Source organism: Ruminococcus sp. RTP21198st1_G1_RTP21198_201120 (genome assembly GCF_040924265.1).
GTDB lineage: Bacteria > Bacillota > Clostridia > Oscillospirales > Ruminococcaceae > Hominimerdicola > Hominimerdicola aceti.
The window spans coordinates 127,799-143,558 of sequence record NZ_JBCOMH010000005.1; the positions used below are offsets into that span (position 1 = coordinate 127,799).

Here is a 15,760-nt window from a genome sequence, read left to right on the forward strand (position 1 = left end):
CCTGAGTTTATCTCTATGCTATAATTAGCGTACACCGGTGATAAAATAATTCGGAGGTATTTAAATGCAAGTAAAAATTGGTGAGAAAATAAAAGAACTGCGAAAGGTGACAGGAAGGAAGCAAGAGGACCTAGCCACCGCTTTAGGTGTTACGCCACAAGCCATTTCAAGGTGGGAGGCAAATGGCGGTTATCCGGACATGGAGATGATCCCATCAATAGCTAACTATTTCCATATATCGATCGATGAATTGTTTGGCTATAATAATGACAGGAACAGAATAATTCAGGAATATAATGATAAGGCTCAATGGCTGATAAATAATAACGATGATATGACAGAGTGTATTGCTCTAATGCGTAGAGGGCTTGAAGAGTTTCCAGACAGAGTGGATTTTAAGACCAAGCTTGCTTGTGCTTTAAATAAGCAAGGTTGGAAAAATAAAGGCAAAGAGCCAAATATCTTTTGGGAAGAAGCCGCTAAACTGTATGAGAAATTATTGCCTCATGACCAATCGTGTATCATTCCGTTATTATCCGTATATTCCTGCCTTGGTAAATATGAAAAAGCCGAGCAGAAAGCATCTGAACAGCCCGACCTTGAATTGTGCAGACAAGTTCTGTTAGGAAATTTAGGAAGTATCGGCAGTATAAATGATGAGAAAAGGGCTGAACAATATCGTGGAGACGCAGTGTTAGAGCTTCTTCATGCTTTTCAAAAATCACTTGATGAAGCGATAGTGTGTAATAATGAGCTGAATAATAGTCGAGAAGGATTGGAGCTTCTTTTATTGACTCGACAGTTGTTTGATAAAATAGTAGGTACTGAATGCCATGGATTTCACAGTGACTTATGTTTTATAGATATGAGATGCGTCAAAATCGCAAATAATATCGGAGATCATAAAGTTGCCATGGACTGTTTTGATTCAGCGTTTGAGCAATATATTAAATTTGAACAATGGAAAATTAAACAATTCAAAAGATCGGAAGAACGGAATAATAAGAGCATAAATGATGAGAATAACGATGAGCATTTTACTTCATCACTGTTGAAATCTGTAAATCCGTCAGGTCATAAAGTAATTGTATGTGAGCCAAGCTTTTTAGTAAAGACTGCGACTTCCTTTCCGGAGAAGGAAAAGAAGTTAATTACAGAAGATCCAAAGTACGCTTGCATATTTGAGCAATGATTTTACATGATCAGTAAACAACAAAAACCTTTCTTTCGTTCGACAAATTTCAGTTTATAAAGGTACAGTTAAATTATTATCAAAACAATGGCCACACAACACCACAGGCTCTCGCCACACTGAAAAGCAGCGTGGCAGACCTTGCGGTGGTGACAACGCCTATAAGCACCAAGGGTTCACTCAGATAACATAAACCAAAAGAGTTCAAGGAGCTTATCCCCATTATACAGCTTGAAGCGAACTCTATGCCAATGGGTAAAAATTTTTTTCAAACCTCCCCAATTTTACCCCTAAGTATGCTATAATAGAATAGACAAGAAACCCGACCCAAAACCCAGCGAGGTGCTTTTATGACATATGCAATATCTGATATCCACGGCTGTTATGAGGAGTATATTAAGCTTCTCGAAAAAATAGGCTTCTCTGAGGACGATACCCTCTATATCATAGGTGATATCTGCGACAGGGGCGAAAAGCCTATGGAGATCTATAACGACATCATGGCTCGGGATAATGTTATCCCGCTGTTCGGCAACCACGAACACCTTGCCTATATCAATCTCCGCCACCTTATAAAAGATGACGTGAGCAAGCTTACAAAAGACGAACGGCTAGACCTGATCGATTGGCTCACCAGCGGAGGAAAACCCACTTTCAGCGAATTTATCTCCCTCTCCAAAGCCGACCGCATGGACTTTATGGAGTTTCTCAAAAGCTTCTCAATGTATGAGGATATCACCATAAACGGCAAACGTTTTGTCCTCACCCATGCAGGTCTTGGGGGCTTTAGCGAGGATAAGCCCCTTGATGAATATACCCTCCACCAGCTTATCTGGGAGCGTGCCGACTATTCAAAACGCTATTTCAGCGACCCGAATACTTTCCTTGTGACAGGTCACACCCCTACCGCTAATATCCCAAACCACGGCAGACCCGAAGCCTACAAAGCCAACGGACACATAGCCATAGACTGTGGCTGTGCCTCAGGTGGACGGCTGTGCGCCTACTGCTTTGAAACTGACAGTGAGTTTTATGTTGACAAAATAAACCAGCCCCTTGAAAATCACTTCAAAATGTGATATACTTGTCCCGTTAAATATCATAACCGACGAGGATAAAACAGTTTGTGTTACATTTGCAGGAGGTCTATTGTATGTTTGAAAAAATATCATTTCCCGAATATGAATATGGATCTATCCAAAATTACTTAAAGAAATTGGGATATTGTTATACCACAAGAGTATATAAAGAACTTGGAAAATATAAAGTCGGGGAATTATATGCTGCCCCTTGGGGAGATGTGTTGATAATAGATGAAGTTAAAATATATTGGAAAGTATCAGACCGACCATTCTATAACGAAATGAATGATGACGAAAAGGCAGAGATACGCAAATATTCCGAAGATATGGGATTGCCATATGAATTTATTAAATTTTCCGTTTATGAGTAATAAATTTCAGTTTACTCCTTTTACTCACACCCACCGATACAGCCCCTCTGTATCGGTATTTTTCTGCCCCAACTCCCCTATCCGCCCCACCTCTATTGACATTTCCCCCTCAATGTGCTATCATAAAAAAGAACAAGTTAGTCGCAACTATCTTAATAACACCACAGGAGGAAGAAAAATGGATATGAATGAAAAACCAAAGCTCTCAGGCGTGCCTGAAACTATGCTGCAAACCGTGTATGCCCGTGCAAAGGAAACCAAAACAAGGGGTGCGATAAAAGATACAAAAGCCGTGGAGATAATAGATAAGATAAACTATGATTTCTCACTTGCCGATAAGGACTCAGCAATGCACAGTGGCGTTGTGGCAAGGACAATAGTCCTCGATAAGCTTGCGAACAAGTATCTTGCAAAAAACAAAGGCGCAGTGGTGGTGAATATCGCCTGCGGACTTGATACACGCTGTTACAGAATGAACGGCTACACCCATTGGTATAACCTCGACCTGCCCGAAACTATCGCCGTGAGAGAAAAGCTTCTCCCTGAATCAGGCGAGATATCCCAGATAGCAATGTCCGCCATGGACGATTGGAGCGGAGAAATAACCGAGCACGATGCCCCTGCTATCGTCATTATCGAGGGTCTGACTATGTACCTCTCAGAAAAGAACGTAAAGGAGATATTTGACGTCATAAACAAACGCTTTGAACACGTCACAGTATTGGTCGAGACAATGAGCCCCACTATGGTAAAGCGTATGAAAGAAAAGTCTATCGAGGGCAGCAAAGCCAAATTCACATGGGGCGTCAAGGACGGCAAAGAGCTTGCAAAGCTTCTCCCGAACTTCCGCCACATTGAAGACCACAGCCTCGTCGAGGGAATGGCGGAGTTTATCCCAATATTCAAACTGCTCAAAAAAATAAAGCCTGTGAGCAATATCTCAAACAAGATAGTAGTAATGGAAAAATAACTTTGACTTCCCACCCCCGCCATGCTATAATCCCAAATTTAGAAGTTCCGCCACGCAAAAAGCCCATCAAACAGCGTATCACAGCCGCAATTCAGATATAATTTTTTATCTCCAACAATATATAATTCTTTTTTTGCACGGGTAGCGGCAACATTCAGTCAATGTCTGCGTTGATGCGGAATTTGATAAATATTTTTCAGTCACTCCAAAATGTTCTCTAAGCATATTCAGAATATTTGAATCCATTGTGAGTACAGGCTTTATTTGGGAGCGATACTGCAAAAATAGTCAGCACCTTTAAGCTCCTCAACAAACTTTTAGTCGATTTGTTCCTTGGTAAGTGAAAGCTCATTTACGATACTCTGCACTGCACCATTATTGGAGCTTGCAACAACAATATTGTTTTCCGTAATGATCTCTGGAAGTACGCCAATAGATGCGTTGTCAAAATATATTGTCTCTTTTGTTCCCTTGATCGACTTGTCCCTTAGTTTGGCAATACCATAAGCCTGTTTTACAATTTTTCCTTATCCATTGCCATTCCCCTATCTTCCATTCATCACCCAAGCAAACCCCTTAGCTGTCCGCAAAGCAGGCTCTTTAAAATGCCCGCCCTTGTTCCATTCAAGGGCGCATTCGATACCCTGCCCCGTCAGCAAATCATAACTCTCACGGATACAGTCGCCCACCTTTGACATGACCGCATTTTTCGTCCTTTCTTCCTTGTCACCAAGACTGAGATAAACAGCGTCGCATTTTATCTTATTCTCTTTCATATACCCCACAAAATCAGGAAACCACACCGACGGAGAAGCCGCCGCAACGCCTGAAAATTTCTCCGTTTGAAACGCCGCCCACAAGGCAAAAAGCCCTGCCAGAGAATATCCGCCAATGTAATAATTCTTGCTCTTGTCCGAGCAAAGCGTTAATATCTCCGCCAGAGTGTCTTCCGCTCCATTGCCGAAGTCCTCATTGCCAAATACCGCAGGGGCTTCCCATGGTGAAAGCTCCCTGTTCCAATCATCGACCTTCACCGCAATAAGCTGAAAATCCACACTCGTGAGCTTTTTTATCTCTGCCACCTCGTTTTCTATCTCAGGCAGATCATGGTCGCCCACAAGCTGGATAAGAACTGTGTCGGCGTTTTTGTCAGCAAAATAATGCAGTGTCATTTTCTTGTCCTTTCCGTTTTAATGGGGCTTATCAAAACCAATATTCATGCATTTTCGTCAAAAATTCCGTTGTGATAGGATATCCGCTTGATTCTCCGATAACAGAGTCTATACAGCAATATGGGCATACTGCTGTTTCTGTGTTATCTTTTATCCAAAAGTTTATCTCCTTTGGGTCAAAAATTTTCAGGCAGTAGAAACAGCCGCACTTTTTGTCATTTTGCAGTGCTTCCTTGTTGTTGCTGGAAAACTTGTGAGCTTCTATATAGTCGGTCATTTTTTACTCCTTAGATAGATATTTTTTATCATTATATCACGCCGCACCCTGCAAAGTCAAATCTCTCCCCTGACTCTTAAAATCTTCTTCACCGCTTCATTGTCAGTGTCCTTAAAATACTCCGCCAGCCTGCGCTTTCCTATCCTCCTGTCAGAGACTTTCAAAATATCCGTTATCCCAAGGTCATCGGCTTCAAAATCATGGGATAGCAGATCCGCTAGCGGCGTGTCTATATACTCCCTGATGATATCCGATATAAGGCTTATCTCTGTTACATAAGGATAAAGCTCCCCCACAGTTTCATTATGTGAGCATGATATTATCAACCTTCGCTCAGGCAGCTTCTTATCCAAAAAGTCTTTAGGATAATCAAAAATTATCTCCTTGCCTAATGTTATCCAATATCTAGGCAGGTCAGTTCCGCCCCAGCGGCTATCCATTCTGTAAACACTGCAATGTATCTGAATCCCTATCCTGCTGTCGATAAGCTTGTATATCTCTCTTTGCAGTTTGCTCCAATGCTTCGGCATTTTGTCCTCCTTTACATCTTATCCGTCACTTCTCTAAATGACCATATTTGTGTTCATACTCCTGATCGACCTTTTCTGAGTAAAGTGAATGAAAAAGCTTAAAAGCGTCTTCCTCACTCTTTTCTGTAAGCACGCCGTATTTGTAATAAAAGCCCGCATAAAAATTTGCGTCCCTATTATATATCATCCGCTCAGGCAAATAGCTTCTCCTATAAGTCAGTATAACACACTCAATGACCGAATCATCACCCATTTTGCTTTCGATTTTTTCAAACATATCTTCCGCACTGCAATAATAATTGTCGGAATACAAATGCGATACCTGAAATTCTCCGTCAGCCATTCGGCGTATACATACAAAAGTAAGAGAATCCGTTGCTCTTTTAAACTCGTAGCTTTGGCAGTGCTTCTTATATTCTTCTTCCTCACCCTCAGGCGTAAGTTTTACCATATCCTTGTGATGTTTCACTAGCTCCAACCTTTGCTGATCGTCCAAACCATTAAGATACCCAAGTGTGTCAGAGCATGGATCCTTCCGCACTCTTTCTTCATCTTGCAATACCGTTATCTCAACATTACCCTCAAGCGACGTTTTGCTTGCCAATGGTGATCTCTTGCAGGGTCTGATTATTTTTGGGAGGGTGCGGAGGATTTGACGGTTACCTTTCAGCGAATTTATCTCCCTCTCCAAAGCCGACCGCATGGATTTTATGGAGTTTCTCAAAAGCTTCTCAATGTATGAGGATATCACCATAAACGGCAAACGTTTTGTCCTCACCCATGCAGGTCTTGGGGGCTTTAGCGAGGATAAGCCCCTTGATGAATATACCCTCCACGAGCTTATCTGGGAGCGTGCCGACTATTCAAAACGCTATTTCAGCGACCCGAATACTTTCCTTGTGACAGGTCACACCCATACCGCCAATATTCCAAACCACGGCAGTCCCGAAGCCTACAAAGCCAACGGACACATAGCCATAGACTGTGGCTGTGCCTCAGGTGGACGGCTGTGCGCCTACTGTTTTGAAACAGACAGGGAGTTTTATGTTGACAAGATGTAACAAAACCTTTATCACCCTACTATATTATATCACATTTCACGAAAAAAGCCTACCTTTTTTTATTAAAAGGTAGGCTTTTGCGACAGGCTGACCGATACAGCTCCCCTGTATCGGTATTTTTCTGACCCAACTCCCCTATCCGCCCCACCTCTGTTGACATTTCCCCCTCAATGTTCTATCATAAAAAAAGACGAGTTAATCACAACTAGCCAAATGACACCGCCGGAGGAAGAAAATGAATATGAATGAAAAACCAAAGCTTCTTAAAAAGATAAAGCCTGTGAGCAATATCTCAAACAAGATAGTAGTAATGGAAAAGTAGTTTGAAAAAGCTTTCACCGATACAGTTTTTTATAAGCTGTGTCGGTGTTTTTTATGTCCAGATGAACTTTTTGCAAACGAGATAGAGCTTTCAAAACCAAGATAGAAAAATAATTTTAAGATGAGCCAAAATGAAAATGAGATACTATTGATTTTAGTTAAGATAAATGCTATAATATTTCATAAATCTAACAGAGGAGAGGATAAAATGCCAATATTTTATATATCGGATATGCACATTGGACACCAAAACGTCCTGCACCATGACAATAGACCTTTTACTGACATCAACCATATGCAGGCTGTCATGACGGCAAATTGGAACAGCACCGTTTCCGATAGCGACGAAGTTTATATCCTCGGTGACTTTGCATGGAAAAACGCTCAGGGGCTTGAAATGCTCTATCAGCTTAATGGTAAAAAGTATCTTATCCTCGGCAACCACGATAAGCCCACAGAAGAAATGAAAGCCTGCTTTCAGTGGGTAAAAGACTATGCAGTGATAAAAGACGACGAAACGCAGGTGGTGCTTTCTCATTATCCTATCGCCCATTGGTATAATCAATATCGTGGCGCTGTTCACCTCTATGGTCATGTCCATAACACCAAGGACTATCAGGCGTTTTTGCAGTATGCACAAATATGCAAAAACCTTGCCATACCATTTGAAAGCTATAATGTGGGCTGTATGCTCTATTATATGGACTACACCCCCAGAACACTTGATGAAATAAGGAGGAGCGCAAAATGATACTTATAACAGGCGATATCCATAAGCTCAGCAACAAAGGCAACCCCGACTTCAAGGATATTTTCAACAGCATGACAAAGGATGATTACGTTATAATTTGCGGAGATTTCGGACTTGTATGGAACAATGATAAGGAAGATATGTGGTGGAGAAGCTGGCTTAACGACAGACCTTTCACCACCCTCTTTGTTGACGGCAATCACGAGAATTTCGACCTCCTGAACGCTTATCCCGTAGAAAACTGGCATGGAGGAAAGATACACCGAATAGCCCCAAGCATTATCCACCTTATGCGAGGACAGCTTTTCGATATCGAGGGCAAAAGCTTTTTCACCATGGGTGGCGCAGAAAGCCATGACAGAGAGTTTCGCACCATAGGCATAAGCATATGGGAGCAGGAGCTTCCTAATAACAAAGAATACGCCCAAGCACTTTCCACCCTTGAAAAGTGCGGATACAAAGCCGACTATGTTATAACTCACTGCGCACCTACAGATATCGAATATGAGGTGGAGCATGGAAAATGCACGTCCGCTTATAATTTCTACTATTCAGAAAACAGGCTCACAGAGTTTTTTCGTGACCTTGCAGAGAAAATGCAATATGAACGCTGGTTTTGCGGGCATTATCACTGCGACTATGTGAGCAAACTAAACCCGAAGTTTGAGATACTTTATGATAAAATAGTCACACTGCCGTAATAGTCTGACCTATGAGCTTGTAAACAACGCACCCCTTTGACTTCCCACCCCCGCCATGCTATAATGATAAAAAAAGAGGTGACCCCACATGACCAATAAAGCATACTACCACCTGCCGGGGCTTTTCGAGTTTTATGACCTTTACGCCGCTTTCCTGCCCATATTCCGTGAGCATAGAGATTATTTCTATGACTGGTGCGAAATAGGCTCTGTCTATGGCGCACCTGCCGACTGTATATGGGGCGGCGGACGAGCAGGCTTCGGCGAACATTCTCCACGAGAAGTCCTCGACCTTATGAAAGAATATAACATCTCCTCACGGCTGACCTTCAGCAATTCCCTGCTAAGGGAAGAACACCTTTCAGACAAAAAGTGCAACGAGCTTTGCAGACTGTTTTCCCAAAGCCCGCCTCCACAAAATGGCGTGATAATATGCTCCGACCTGCTTCTTTCATATCTGAAAGAGAATTATCCCCACCTCTATTTTGTGTCCTCTACCACAAAAGTCCTCACCGAGTTTTCTCAGCTTGTAAACGAGCTTGATAATGACGATTTTTCCTATGTAGTCCCCGACTTTCGCCTAAACAAAGCCCTGGATAAACTCTCCGATCTCACCACTGAGCAGAAAAACAAGGTTGAGTTTCTTTGCAACGAGTGCTGTTATGTAGGCTGTGCAGACCGAAAAAACTGCTATGAAAACGTCAGCCGCAAAAATCTCGGTGAAAACTGCCCCGACCATGTTTGCAAAGCACCCAATGCCGCAGAGGGCTACCGCTTTTCAAAAGCCATGGAAAGCCCCACCTTTATCTGCATAGAGGATATCCAAAACACCTATCTCCCAATGGGATTTTCAAACTTCAAAATAGAGGGCAGAAGCCTTGGAAGCGCCCTGATACTTGAATTTCTGCTCTACTATATGACAAAACCCGAACATCAGCTAAAAGTCAGAGAGCAAATTTATCTTGACAGTATGCTTGACCTGTTCTGACTATTCTTCACATTGCATATCTCCCATATCACAAAAAATATGTCACAAAACTCATGTTACCCATGGCTTACTTGGAAACAAAAATCAAAATAAGTGTAAACAATGCCACTTTTTTGTTGAAACAGCCATTATAATATAGTATAATAACACAGTGCTTTGTCACAAAAAAGTTATAGGAGAATTTACATGAAGAAAATTATCGACATATTTCTGCGTTCTTTGCTCACAGGCGTGGCGATAGCCATAGGCGGAACAGTCTATCTTTCCTGCCCTAACAAATATCTGGGAGCGCTTCTTTTCGGCATTGGACTTTTCGTGATACTGTCCTTTGGCTTTGATCTCTTCACAGGAAAAGTCGGATATGCAGTTGAAAACAAACCCTCTTATCTCGGTGAGCTTGGCATAATATGGCTCGGCAATTTTGCAGGAGCCGTCCTCTCCGCCCTGCTTATTACCCAAACACGCATATCCACCATAAGCGACAAAGCCACAGAGCTTTGCAATATAAAGCTTGGGGATAATATCACAAACGTTTTTATCCTATCATTTTTCTGCGGAATACTTATGTTCGTTGCCGCAGACGGCTATAAAACTATCCAAAACCCTGTGGGACAGATACTTGCAATATTTCTCCCCGTTGTGGTCTTTATCCTCAGCGGCTTTGAACACTGCGTCGCTAATATGTATTTCTTTGCCATGGCAGACTTATGGAGCATTAAAGCCTTTGGCTACCTTATTATAATGTCCCTTGGAAACTCCATTGGCGGAATACTTATCCCCCTTCTGCGAAAAGGCTTTGTATCAAAAGCATGACGCCTATTTTTATAAGATTATGTAACACATAAAAAAAGATACCGCAGTTCAAAAAGAACTGCGGTAAAAAAATGACTTCTGCTCTCAGGAACACAGTAAAGGGGGTATTATGAAAAAAACAAATAAAACAAAGGAGTCAATAGTAAACATAAGATAACAAATAAAACACAATTTAATCAACTTAGAAGGAGTGTGCAGAAGTCTTTGTTCGTTCCTGATGTATGTATTATATCACACTAAAAACCATTTGTGGTAACTTTTTTTGGACAGTTACGACTTTTTTCAAAAAAAATCTGCACTCCGAAAATCCTAAAGCTTTCAGAGTGCAGAATTATCTTTTTCTGTAGAGGCGAACAGCGTTTGCCTCTTCCCACGTCTATCTGAATTGTCGCCTGTCTATCAAATAATATCCGCCCTGCGTTTACCTATCTGTGCAAACTCTTTGCGCCGTGTAATAAAGTAAGCCACTGTTACCGCAGTGCCTGTTATCACCCAGGAAACAGGGTAAACTATCATAAGCATAAGATAGCTTCTGTGAGCCGCATAAATCGTGTTCACCCACACAAGCCTGAACACGCAGGTGCCAAGCACAGTTATGACCGCAGGTGTCATAGAGTGACCCATTCCCCTAAGACAGCCGCCCGATATTTCGTAAACACCCGTAAGAAGCTCCAGCAGGCAAACTGACCACATTCTTATCATTGCGTAGTGTATAACGTTCTCGTCCGTTGAGAATATCTGTATAAAAAGGTGTCTGCCAATAAGGAATATCATACTCAGCCCAAGACAGCTTGCAAGCCCGATAAAGGTGCAAAGCCTGTATATCTTTTTACAGCGTTCCTTATCCTGAGCCGCAAAATTCTGACTTGTAAAGGTGGTCGCAGTCTGAGCGAAAGCGTTTATCACAAAATATGCCATGAACTCAAAATTCTGTTCGGCTGTGCTTCCGGCGATACCGTCTGAACCAAAGCTGTTTATCGCCGCCTGTATCACAACGTTTGACAGTGAGAAAACCATGCTCTGCAAACCAGCCGGCAAGCCTATCTTTATGATACCGAGGAGATATTTCCAGCGTATCCTGAGCTTTCTGAAATCAAGTCTTAGCATCTCCTCCTCGTGGGTAAGAAAGTAAAGTATCATGCAGGCACTGAAAAAGTTTGATATAACAGTTGCCGTTGCAACGCCTGCCACGCCCATTTTGAACACGATCACGAACACAAGGTTCAGAATAACATTTATAACGCCTGCGGTGATAAGAGCGTAAAGAGGTCTGGTGCTATCGCCCTTGCTCCTAAGCACTGCCGAACCAAAGTCATATATCTCGATAAAAGGCATTGCAAAGAAGAATATCCTGAGATACAGCGTTGCAAGCTTTAAAACATCGTCAGGCACATTCATCATGCCAAGGAGTATCGGTGCAAGTATCTCGCCTACACCCAGTATGATAAATCCGCTTATGACCGCCAAAAGCACCACCGTATGTACAGCCTCGTTTGCCTTCTCTTTTCTCCCCTGACCTATAAGTCTGGCCACCACAACGTTTGCACCGACAGAAAGCCCCAGAAAAAGGCTTACAATAAGGTTCACCAATGAAGAATTGCTTCCAACCGCCGCCATGGCTTTGTCGCTGTCAAATCTGCCCACCACCGCAAGGTCAGCAGAGTTAAAAAGCTGTTGCAAAATACTTGACAATGCAAGGGGCAGTGCAAAAATAACGATCTTGCCCACAAGCGGACCGTTTAACATATCTATTTTCTTATTTTTCATACCAGATCTTCTCTCATCTTTCAACTAACTATTTCTCATACCTAATATTATATCACACCATCAAAGCTATTTCAATACCCGAATTTGCACATAAGCACACACAGAGATGTGTAAAAATCTAAACATTACGACCATTTGTACAATTTTTTGAACTCTTTGCCTGTTGACAAAGGCATGAAATGGTGTTATAATAATATTCCACGGGAGGTGAGCAGTATGGCGATAGACAAAAAAGGCACAAAGCAGATTGCCGATAACCGAAAGGCACGTCACGATTATTTCGTGCTTGAGCAGATCGAGTGCGGTATCGAGCTTGTGGGAACAGAGGTCAAGTCTATAAGGAATGGCGGCGTCAATCTGAAAGACAGTTGGTGTTCTATCGAGGACGGAGAGATGTGGGTCAAGGGTATGCACATATCCCCTTATGAACACGGCAATATTTTCAACCGTGATCCACGCCGGGAGAGAAAGCTGCTGCTCCACAAACGTGAGATACTGAGGCTGTTCGGAAAGGTACAGCAGGAGGGTCTTACGCTTATCCCGATGTCGCTATATTTCAAAGGCAGCAGAGTCAAGCTTGCACTTGGGCTTTGCAAAGGTAAAAAGCTTTATGACAAGCGTGACGACATGGCAAAGAAAGCCGCACAGCGTGACATAGAGCGTGCCATGAAAGAGCGAAACTAACATGGGGGTGTAAAGGTTTCGACGGGGGTTTTGAAGCACGATAAGCGAGTAGAGGAGCGCACACTCTTTAAACGGCGTACGTTTTAAAATTAGACGACAACGATAATTTTGAATTAGCTGCTGCTTAAGTCAGCGCTCGTCTTGCCTTAGAGTACCACGGCTTTGGTAAAGGCGTCGATCAGTGGTGAACGTTACAAAGCGACGGCTGTAGCCTTGTGATGTATCACAGCCTACCAAACACACAGGCGTGTCTGTTTGCCTTTGTGCAAGGGAATGGGAGTTTTCCGCAATAACAGAATACACTCGTAGAAGTTCGTGGGGATAGGCTTTCGGACAGGAGTTCGATTCTCCTCACCTCCACCAGCAGGGGCGTGCCCCTGCACCCAATCCGCTTTACTTTATGTAAGGCGGATTTTTTATTGCCGCTCATCAATTTTATCTAAAACCCAACCATTGTTTCGCCGTGGCGGGCATTTCCCATCAAGTGTTTTTGTAAACACACAAAGTCACCGCTGTGATAATTTGTGTGTCACTTTTACAAATTCAGGGGCGTGCCCCTGCACCCGATCCGCTTTACTTTATGTAAGGCGGTTTTTTTATTGCCGCTCATGGATCATTATTTATAAACCCAACTTTGTTATTTCACCATGGCAGACGCTGATATAATAAAAAAAGAGTGCATTACCACCTCAGATAATGCACTCTTATATTTTACTCTATTTTTCCTCCAGCCCGCTGAGCGAAAGCCTGCTCTCCATTTTCTGAACAGTCTTGCTCTCCTGCTTTGCGATCTTTGCTTCAAACCAGAAGGTCGAGCCTTTGCCCTCCTCCGATTGAACGCCGTATGCAAAGCCGTGGGCTTTGAGTATCTCCTGACAAATGGAAAGTCCAAGTCCTGTGCCTACCACGTCACGCTTTACCTTTGCGTCACGATAGTATCTGTCAAATATCTTAGGCAGAAGTTCCTTGGAAATGCCCTTTCCGTTGTCTGTTACTTCAATACGAACCACATCAGCCTTGTTTATCTGCTTGATACGAATGACCTTATTGTCACCCGTGTAGTTTATAGCGTTGTTTATAAAGTTGTAAATTACCTGATCAAGCTTTGCAATATCCGCCGTTATTATCCTGTCCTCATCAGGGATATACTTGATATCATAACCGTTTTGCTCTATGAGTATCTGATACCTCGTCATGCAGTCATTGAGCTTGTCAACAATAGAGAAGTCCGTGAGTTTAAGCTCCGCATTGCCCGACTCCAGCTTTGAAAGCTCCAGCAGATTATTTACCAGACTTGAAAGCCTGTCAGCCTCGTCGATAATGACTTGGATATGCTCCTGCCTCTTCACAGGATTATCCCCCGACAAGTCCCTTATCATTTCCGCATAAGCCTTCACCATAGTGAGCGGTGTTCTCAGGTCGTGAGATATGTTCGCAATAAGGTCTTTCCTAAGCTCCGATACCTTTTGTATCTCGTCCTTGGCATTGTTAAGCACCGTGGAAAGCTCCTCTATCTCACAATAGCCATGACCATTGAACTCCACCGTATAATCCCCTTCACCGAATTTCTTCGCCGTGTTCGTAATGTCAACGATAGGCTTTGAAAGTCGCTTTGAGATATACATAGTTACAATAAAAGCAAGCTCAAAAAGTATGATAGTGATATAAATGAGCTGTTCTCTTATAATGCTTACAGTAGAATCTATAGGCTCTATTGAGCTTTCAATAAAAAGATACGCCTGCTTATCCGAATCATCAGTGTAGATAGACGTGCAGTAAAATATCTCCTTGCTCTTGAAATTCTCATTCTGAGCAATTTTCGTGATGTAGTTATCGTCAGACTGCTTTAGCTGAGATATCATCTTGAAAAGTCCGATGCCATAGCCCTTGTTTATGACCTTGTTAAGATGCGAATATGCTCCCATGTTGTTTTCCATCACAATAGGATTGCCCATTTCGTCCGTTATAACAATGCAAAGGCTGTTGTCAAAAGCCAGCGAGCGGTTCGTTACCTCCTGCTGGTCAGTGCCATATGCTTGGATTATCTGATTTGCAGCGTCTGTGATATCTCTTATCTTCGCCGACTGATAATATCTTTCCAAGAAAAAATACTGAAAAAGCCAAATAAGAATAAGAATAAAAGCCGTGAAGAAGATAAAATACATCCACACATATGACCGCAGACTTCTTTTCGCCTTTATCTCCGCCGTCTTATTGCTGACTTTTTCCTTGACTTCTGCAAGCTTACTGGATCTTTTCAAACTTATATCCCATTCCTCTCAGAGTAACAATAAGATTGCGGTATTTTCCAAGGCTGTTTCTCAGCATTTTTATGTGAGTGTCCACAGTTCTGTCGTCACCGTAAAAATCAAAGCCCCATACCTCTTCAAGAAGCTTCTCTCTTGAAAGCGCAATGTTCATGTTCTTCACCAGATAGAAAAGCAGGTCATACTCTTTCGGAGTCATGGAAACCTTCTCCCCGTCTATCTTTACCTCACGGGCTGTAAAGTTTATCTCTAATCCCTCGTATCTTATAACGTCCTCAGTGCGCTGAGAAGCTGACGCACGGTTAAGCACCGCCCTTATCCTTGCCATAAGCTCCTTTGGCGAGAACGGTTTTACTACATAATCGTCAACGCCTATCTCAAAGCCGAAAAGCTTGTCATACTCCTCGCCCCTTGCGGAAAGCATTATAACAGGTATCTGCTTTATTTTTCTTATCTCCTTGCAAGCGGAATAGCCGTCAAGCTTCGGCATCATAACGTCCATTATGATAATATCGAAATCCTGATTTTTCACCATTTCCACAGCCTGCATACCGTCCTCAGCCTGAGCTACTTCATATCCCTCAAACTCGGCATACTCTTTGATTATCTCTCTTATTTTTATCTCATCGTCTACAACAAGTATTTTTGCCATAGTTATTCCCTCCTATTCAGGCAGCACCGCACAAGGACCGCCTATTGGCTTTGCACGCAATCCTTTTGTATTGCTACCTTAATTCATATTCTTTGCTTATATAATAACCTATTATTGTGTAAAATTTGTGACGGTTTATAGAATATTCTAAGCCATACCGC

The 15,760-nt window shown here is 42.5% G+C and carries 17 protein-coding genes and 1 other RNA gene; 11 read left to right on the plus strand and 7 right to left on the minus strand.

Going from position 1 to position 15,760, the window contains the following annotated elements; translation table 11 throughout:
- Positions 1–64: 64 nt before the first annotated feature.
- The 4 genes from AB5627_RS04775 to AB5627_RS04790 all read left to right on the plus strand — a co-directional run bounded on the left by AB5627_RS04775 (position 65) and on the right by AB5627_RS04790 (position 3,615).
- The gene (locus AB5627_RS04775; protein WP_368369698.1) at positions 65–1,192 is read left to right on the plus strand and encodes a helix-turn-helix transcriptional regulator; all 1,128 of its coding nucleotides are present in this window, start codon (positions 65–67) and stop codon (positions 1,190–1,192) included.
- 350 nt (positions 1,193–1,542) lie between these two features.
- Entirely contained in the window at positions 1,543–2,271 is a 729-nt protein-coding gene (locus AB5627_RS04780) for a metallophosphoesterase (protein WP_333635205.1), read from the plus strand.
- 74 nt (positions 2,272–2,345) lie between these two features.
- Positions 2,346–2,645: a hypothetical protein gene (locus tag AB5627_RS04785; RefSeq protein ID WP_022288235.1), complete on the plus strand. Its 300-nt coding sequence runs from the start codon at positions 2,346–2,348 to the stop codon at positions 2,643–2,645.
- Positions 2,646–2,823: 178 nt separating this feature from the next.
- Complete coding sequence (locus AB5627_RS04790) at positions 2,824–3,615, plus strand: class I SAM-dependent methyltransferase (protein ID WP_022288234.1); 792 nt, start codon at positions 2,824–2,826, stop codon at positions 3,613–3,615.
- A 545-nt stretch (positions 3,616–4,160) separates the two neighbouring features.
- Here the strand turns inward: AB5627_RS04790 and AB5627_RS04795 are convergent.
- The 4 genes from AB5627_RS04795 to AB5627_RS04810 are packed head-to-tail and all read right to left on the minus strand — an operon-like array spanning position 4,161 to position 6,198.
- On the minus strand, positions 4,161–4,787 hold the full coding sequence (locus AB5627_RS04795; RefSeq protein WP_265291126.1) for an esterase: 627 nt from the start codon (positions 4,785–4,787) through the stop codon (positions 4,161–4,163).
- A gap of 31 nt (positions 4,788–4,818) precedes the next feature.
- Complete coding sequence (locus tag AB5627_RS04800) at positions 4,819–5,064, minus strand: cytoplasmic protein (RefSeq protein ID WP_117923997.1); 246 nt, start codon at positions 5,062–5,064, stop codon at positions 4,819–4,821.
- A 56-nt stretch (positions 5,065–5,120) separates the two neighbouring features.
- On the minus strand, positions 5,121–5,594 hold the full coding sequence (locus AB5627_RS04805; protein WP_265291127.1) for a hypothetical protein: 474 nt from the start codon (positions 5,592–5,594) through the stop codon (positions 5,121–5,123).
- Between the two features lie 25 nt (positions 5,595–5,619).
- Positions 5,620–6,198, minus strand: coding sequence for a hypothetical protein (locus AB5627_RS04810; protein ID WP_302837785.1), 579 nt, complete (start codon positions 6,196–6,198; stop codon positions 5,620–5,622).
- Positions 6,199–6,304: 106 nt separating this feature from the next.
- Between AB5627_RS04810 and AB5627_RS04815 the strand changes: the two genes are divergently transcribed.
- The 5 genes from AB5627_RS04815 to AB5627_RS04835 all read left to right on the plus strand — a co-directional run bounded on the left by AB5627_RS04815 (position 6,305) and on the right by AB5627_RS04835 (position 10,229).
- The gene (locus AB5627_RS04815; RefSeq protein WP_302837784.1) at positions 6,305–6,655 is read left to right on the plus strand and encodes a hypothetical protein; all 351 of its coding nucleotides are present in this window, start codon (positions 6,305–6,307) and stop codon (positions 6,653–6,655) included.
- A 529-nt stretch (positions 6,656–7,184) separates the two neighbouring features.
- Positions 7,185–7,727: a metallophosphoesterase gene (locus AB5627_RS04820; protein ID WP_117863847.1), complete on the plus strand. Its 543-nt coding sequence runs from the start codon at positions 7,185–7,187 to the stop codon at positions 7,725–7,727.
- Positions 7,724–8,428 carry a metallophosphoesterase gene (locus AB5627_RS04825; protein WP_265290964.1) on the plus strand — a complete coding sequence of 235 codons (705 nt, stop codon included), beginning with the start codon at positions 7,724–7,726 and terminating at the stop codon, positions 8,426–8,428. Before AB5627_RS04820 ends, AB5627_RS04825 begins: the two co-directional genes overlap by 4 nt.
- An 88-nt stretch (positions 8,429–8,516) precedes the next feature.
- The gene (locus tag AB5627_RS04830) at positions 8,517–9,416 is read left to right on the plus strand and encodes a hypothetical protein (protein ID WP_022286591.1); all 900 of its coding nucleotides are present in this window, start codon (positions 8,517–8,519) and stop codon (positions 9,414–9,416) included.
- A gap of 186 nt (positions 9,417–9,602) precedes the next feature.
- A complete protein-coding gene (locus AB5627_RS04835) occupies positions 9,603–10,229 on the plus strand; it encodes a formate/nitrite transporter family protein (RefSeq protein WP_022286590.1) in 627 nt (208 codons plus the stop codon).
- Positions 10,230–10,628: 399 nt separating this feature from the next.
- Here AB5627_RS04835 and AB5627_RS04840 read toward each other — a convergent pair whose 3' ends face one another.
- Positions 10,629–11,996, minus strand: a complete 1,368-nt coding sequence (locus AB5627_RS04840) for an MATE family efflux transporter (RefSeq protein WP_368369699.1) — start codon at positions 11,994–11,996, stop codon at positions 10,629–10,631.
- A 216-nt stretch (positions 11,997–12,212) separates the two neighbouring features.
- On the opposite strand from AB5627_RS04840, the gene smpB reads away from it, so the two are divergent.
- Positions 12,213–12,680, plus strand: coding sequence for an SsrA-binding protein SmpB (gene smpB, locus AB5627_RS04845; protein WP_022286588.1), 468 nt, complete (start codon positions 12,213–12,215; stop codon positions 12,678–12,680).
- Between the two features lie 3 nt (positions 12,681–12,683).
- Positions 12,684–13,043: a transfer-messenger RNA gene (ssrA, locus tag AB5627_RS04850) on the plus strand.
- A 353-nt stretch (positions 13,044–13,396) separates the two neighbouring features.
- Here the strand turns inward: ssrA and AB5627_RS04855 are convergent.
- Positions 13,397–14,941 (minus strand): cell wall metabolism sensor histidine kinase WalK, encoded by a 1,545-nt coding sequence (locus AB5627_RS04855; RefSeq protein ID WP_022286587.1) that lies wholly within the window; start codon positions 14,939–14,941, stop codon positions 13,397–13,399.
- Positions 14,925–15,599: a response regulator transcription factor gene (locus AB5627_RS04860; protein WP_022286586.1), complete on the minus strand. Its 675-nt coding sequence runs from the start codon at positions 15,597–15,599 to the stop codon at positions 14,925–14,927. The genes AB5627_RS04855 and AB5627_RS04860 overlap by 17 nt, the downstream gene beginning before the upstream one ends.
- Positions 15,600–15,760: the final 161 nt, after the last annotated feature.

Bases quoted from the DNA above. Each gene is read 5' to 3' on its own strand.
- AB5627_RS04775 (WP_368369698.1), top strand. From the start codon at position 65: ATGCAAGTAAAAATTGGTGAGAAAATAAAAGAACTGCGAAAGGTGACA.
- AB5627_RS04780 (WP_333635205.1), top strand. From the start codon at position 1,543: ATGACATATGCAATATCTGATATCCACGGCTGTTATGAGGAGTATATT.
- AB5627_RS04785 (WP_022288235.1), top strand. From the start codon at position 2,346: ATGTTTGAAAAAATATCATTTCCCGAATATGAATATGGATCTATCCAA.
- AB5627_RS04790 (WP_022288234.1), top strand. From the start codon at position 2,824: ATGGATATGAATGAAAAACCAAAGCTCTCAGGCGTGCCTGAAACTATG.
- AB5627_RS04795 (WP_265291126.1), bottom strand. From the start codon at position 4,787: ATGACACTGCATTATTTTGCTGACAAAAACGCCGACACAGTTCTTATC.
- AB5627_RS04800 (WP_117923997.1), bottom strand. From the start codon at position 5,064: ATGACCGACTATATAGAAGCTCACAAGTTTTCCAGCAACAACAAGGAA.
- AB5627_RS04805 (WP_265291127.1), bottom strand. From the start codon at position 5,594: ATGCCGAAGCATTGGAGCAAACTGCAAAGAGAGATATACAAGCTTATC.
- AB5627_RS04815 (WP_302837784.1), top strand. From the start codon at position 6,305: ATGGAGTTTCTCAAAAGCTTCTCAATGTATGAGGATATCACCATAAAC.
- AB5627_RS04820 (WP_117863847.1), top strand. From the start codon at position 7,185: ATGCCAATATTTTATATATCGGATATGCACATTGGACACCAAAACGTC.
- AB5627_RS04825 (WP_265290964.1), top strand. From the start codon at position 7,724: ATGATACTTATAACAGGCGATATCCATAAGCTCAGCAACAAAGGCAAC.
- AB5627_RS04830 (WP_022286591.1), top strand. From the start codon at position 8,517: ATGACCAATAAAGCATACTACCACCTGCCGGGGCTTTTCGAGTTTTAT.
- AB5627_RS04835 (WP_022286590.1), top strand. From the start codon at position 9,603: ATGAAGAAAATTATCGACATATTTCTGCGTTCTTTGCTCACAGGCGTG.
- AB5627_RS04840 (WP_368369699.1), bottom strand. From the start codon at position 11,996: ATGAAAAATAAGAAAATAGATATGTTAAACGGTCCGCTTGTGGGCAAG.
- smpB (WP_022286588.1), top strand. From the start codon at position 12,213: ATGGCGATAGACAAAAAAGGCACAAAGCAGATTGCCGATAACCGAAAG.
- AB5627_RS04860 (WP_022286586.1), bottom strand. From the start codon at position 15,599: ATGGCAAAAATACTTGTTGTAGACGATGAGATAAAAATAAGAGAGATA.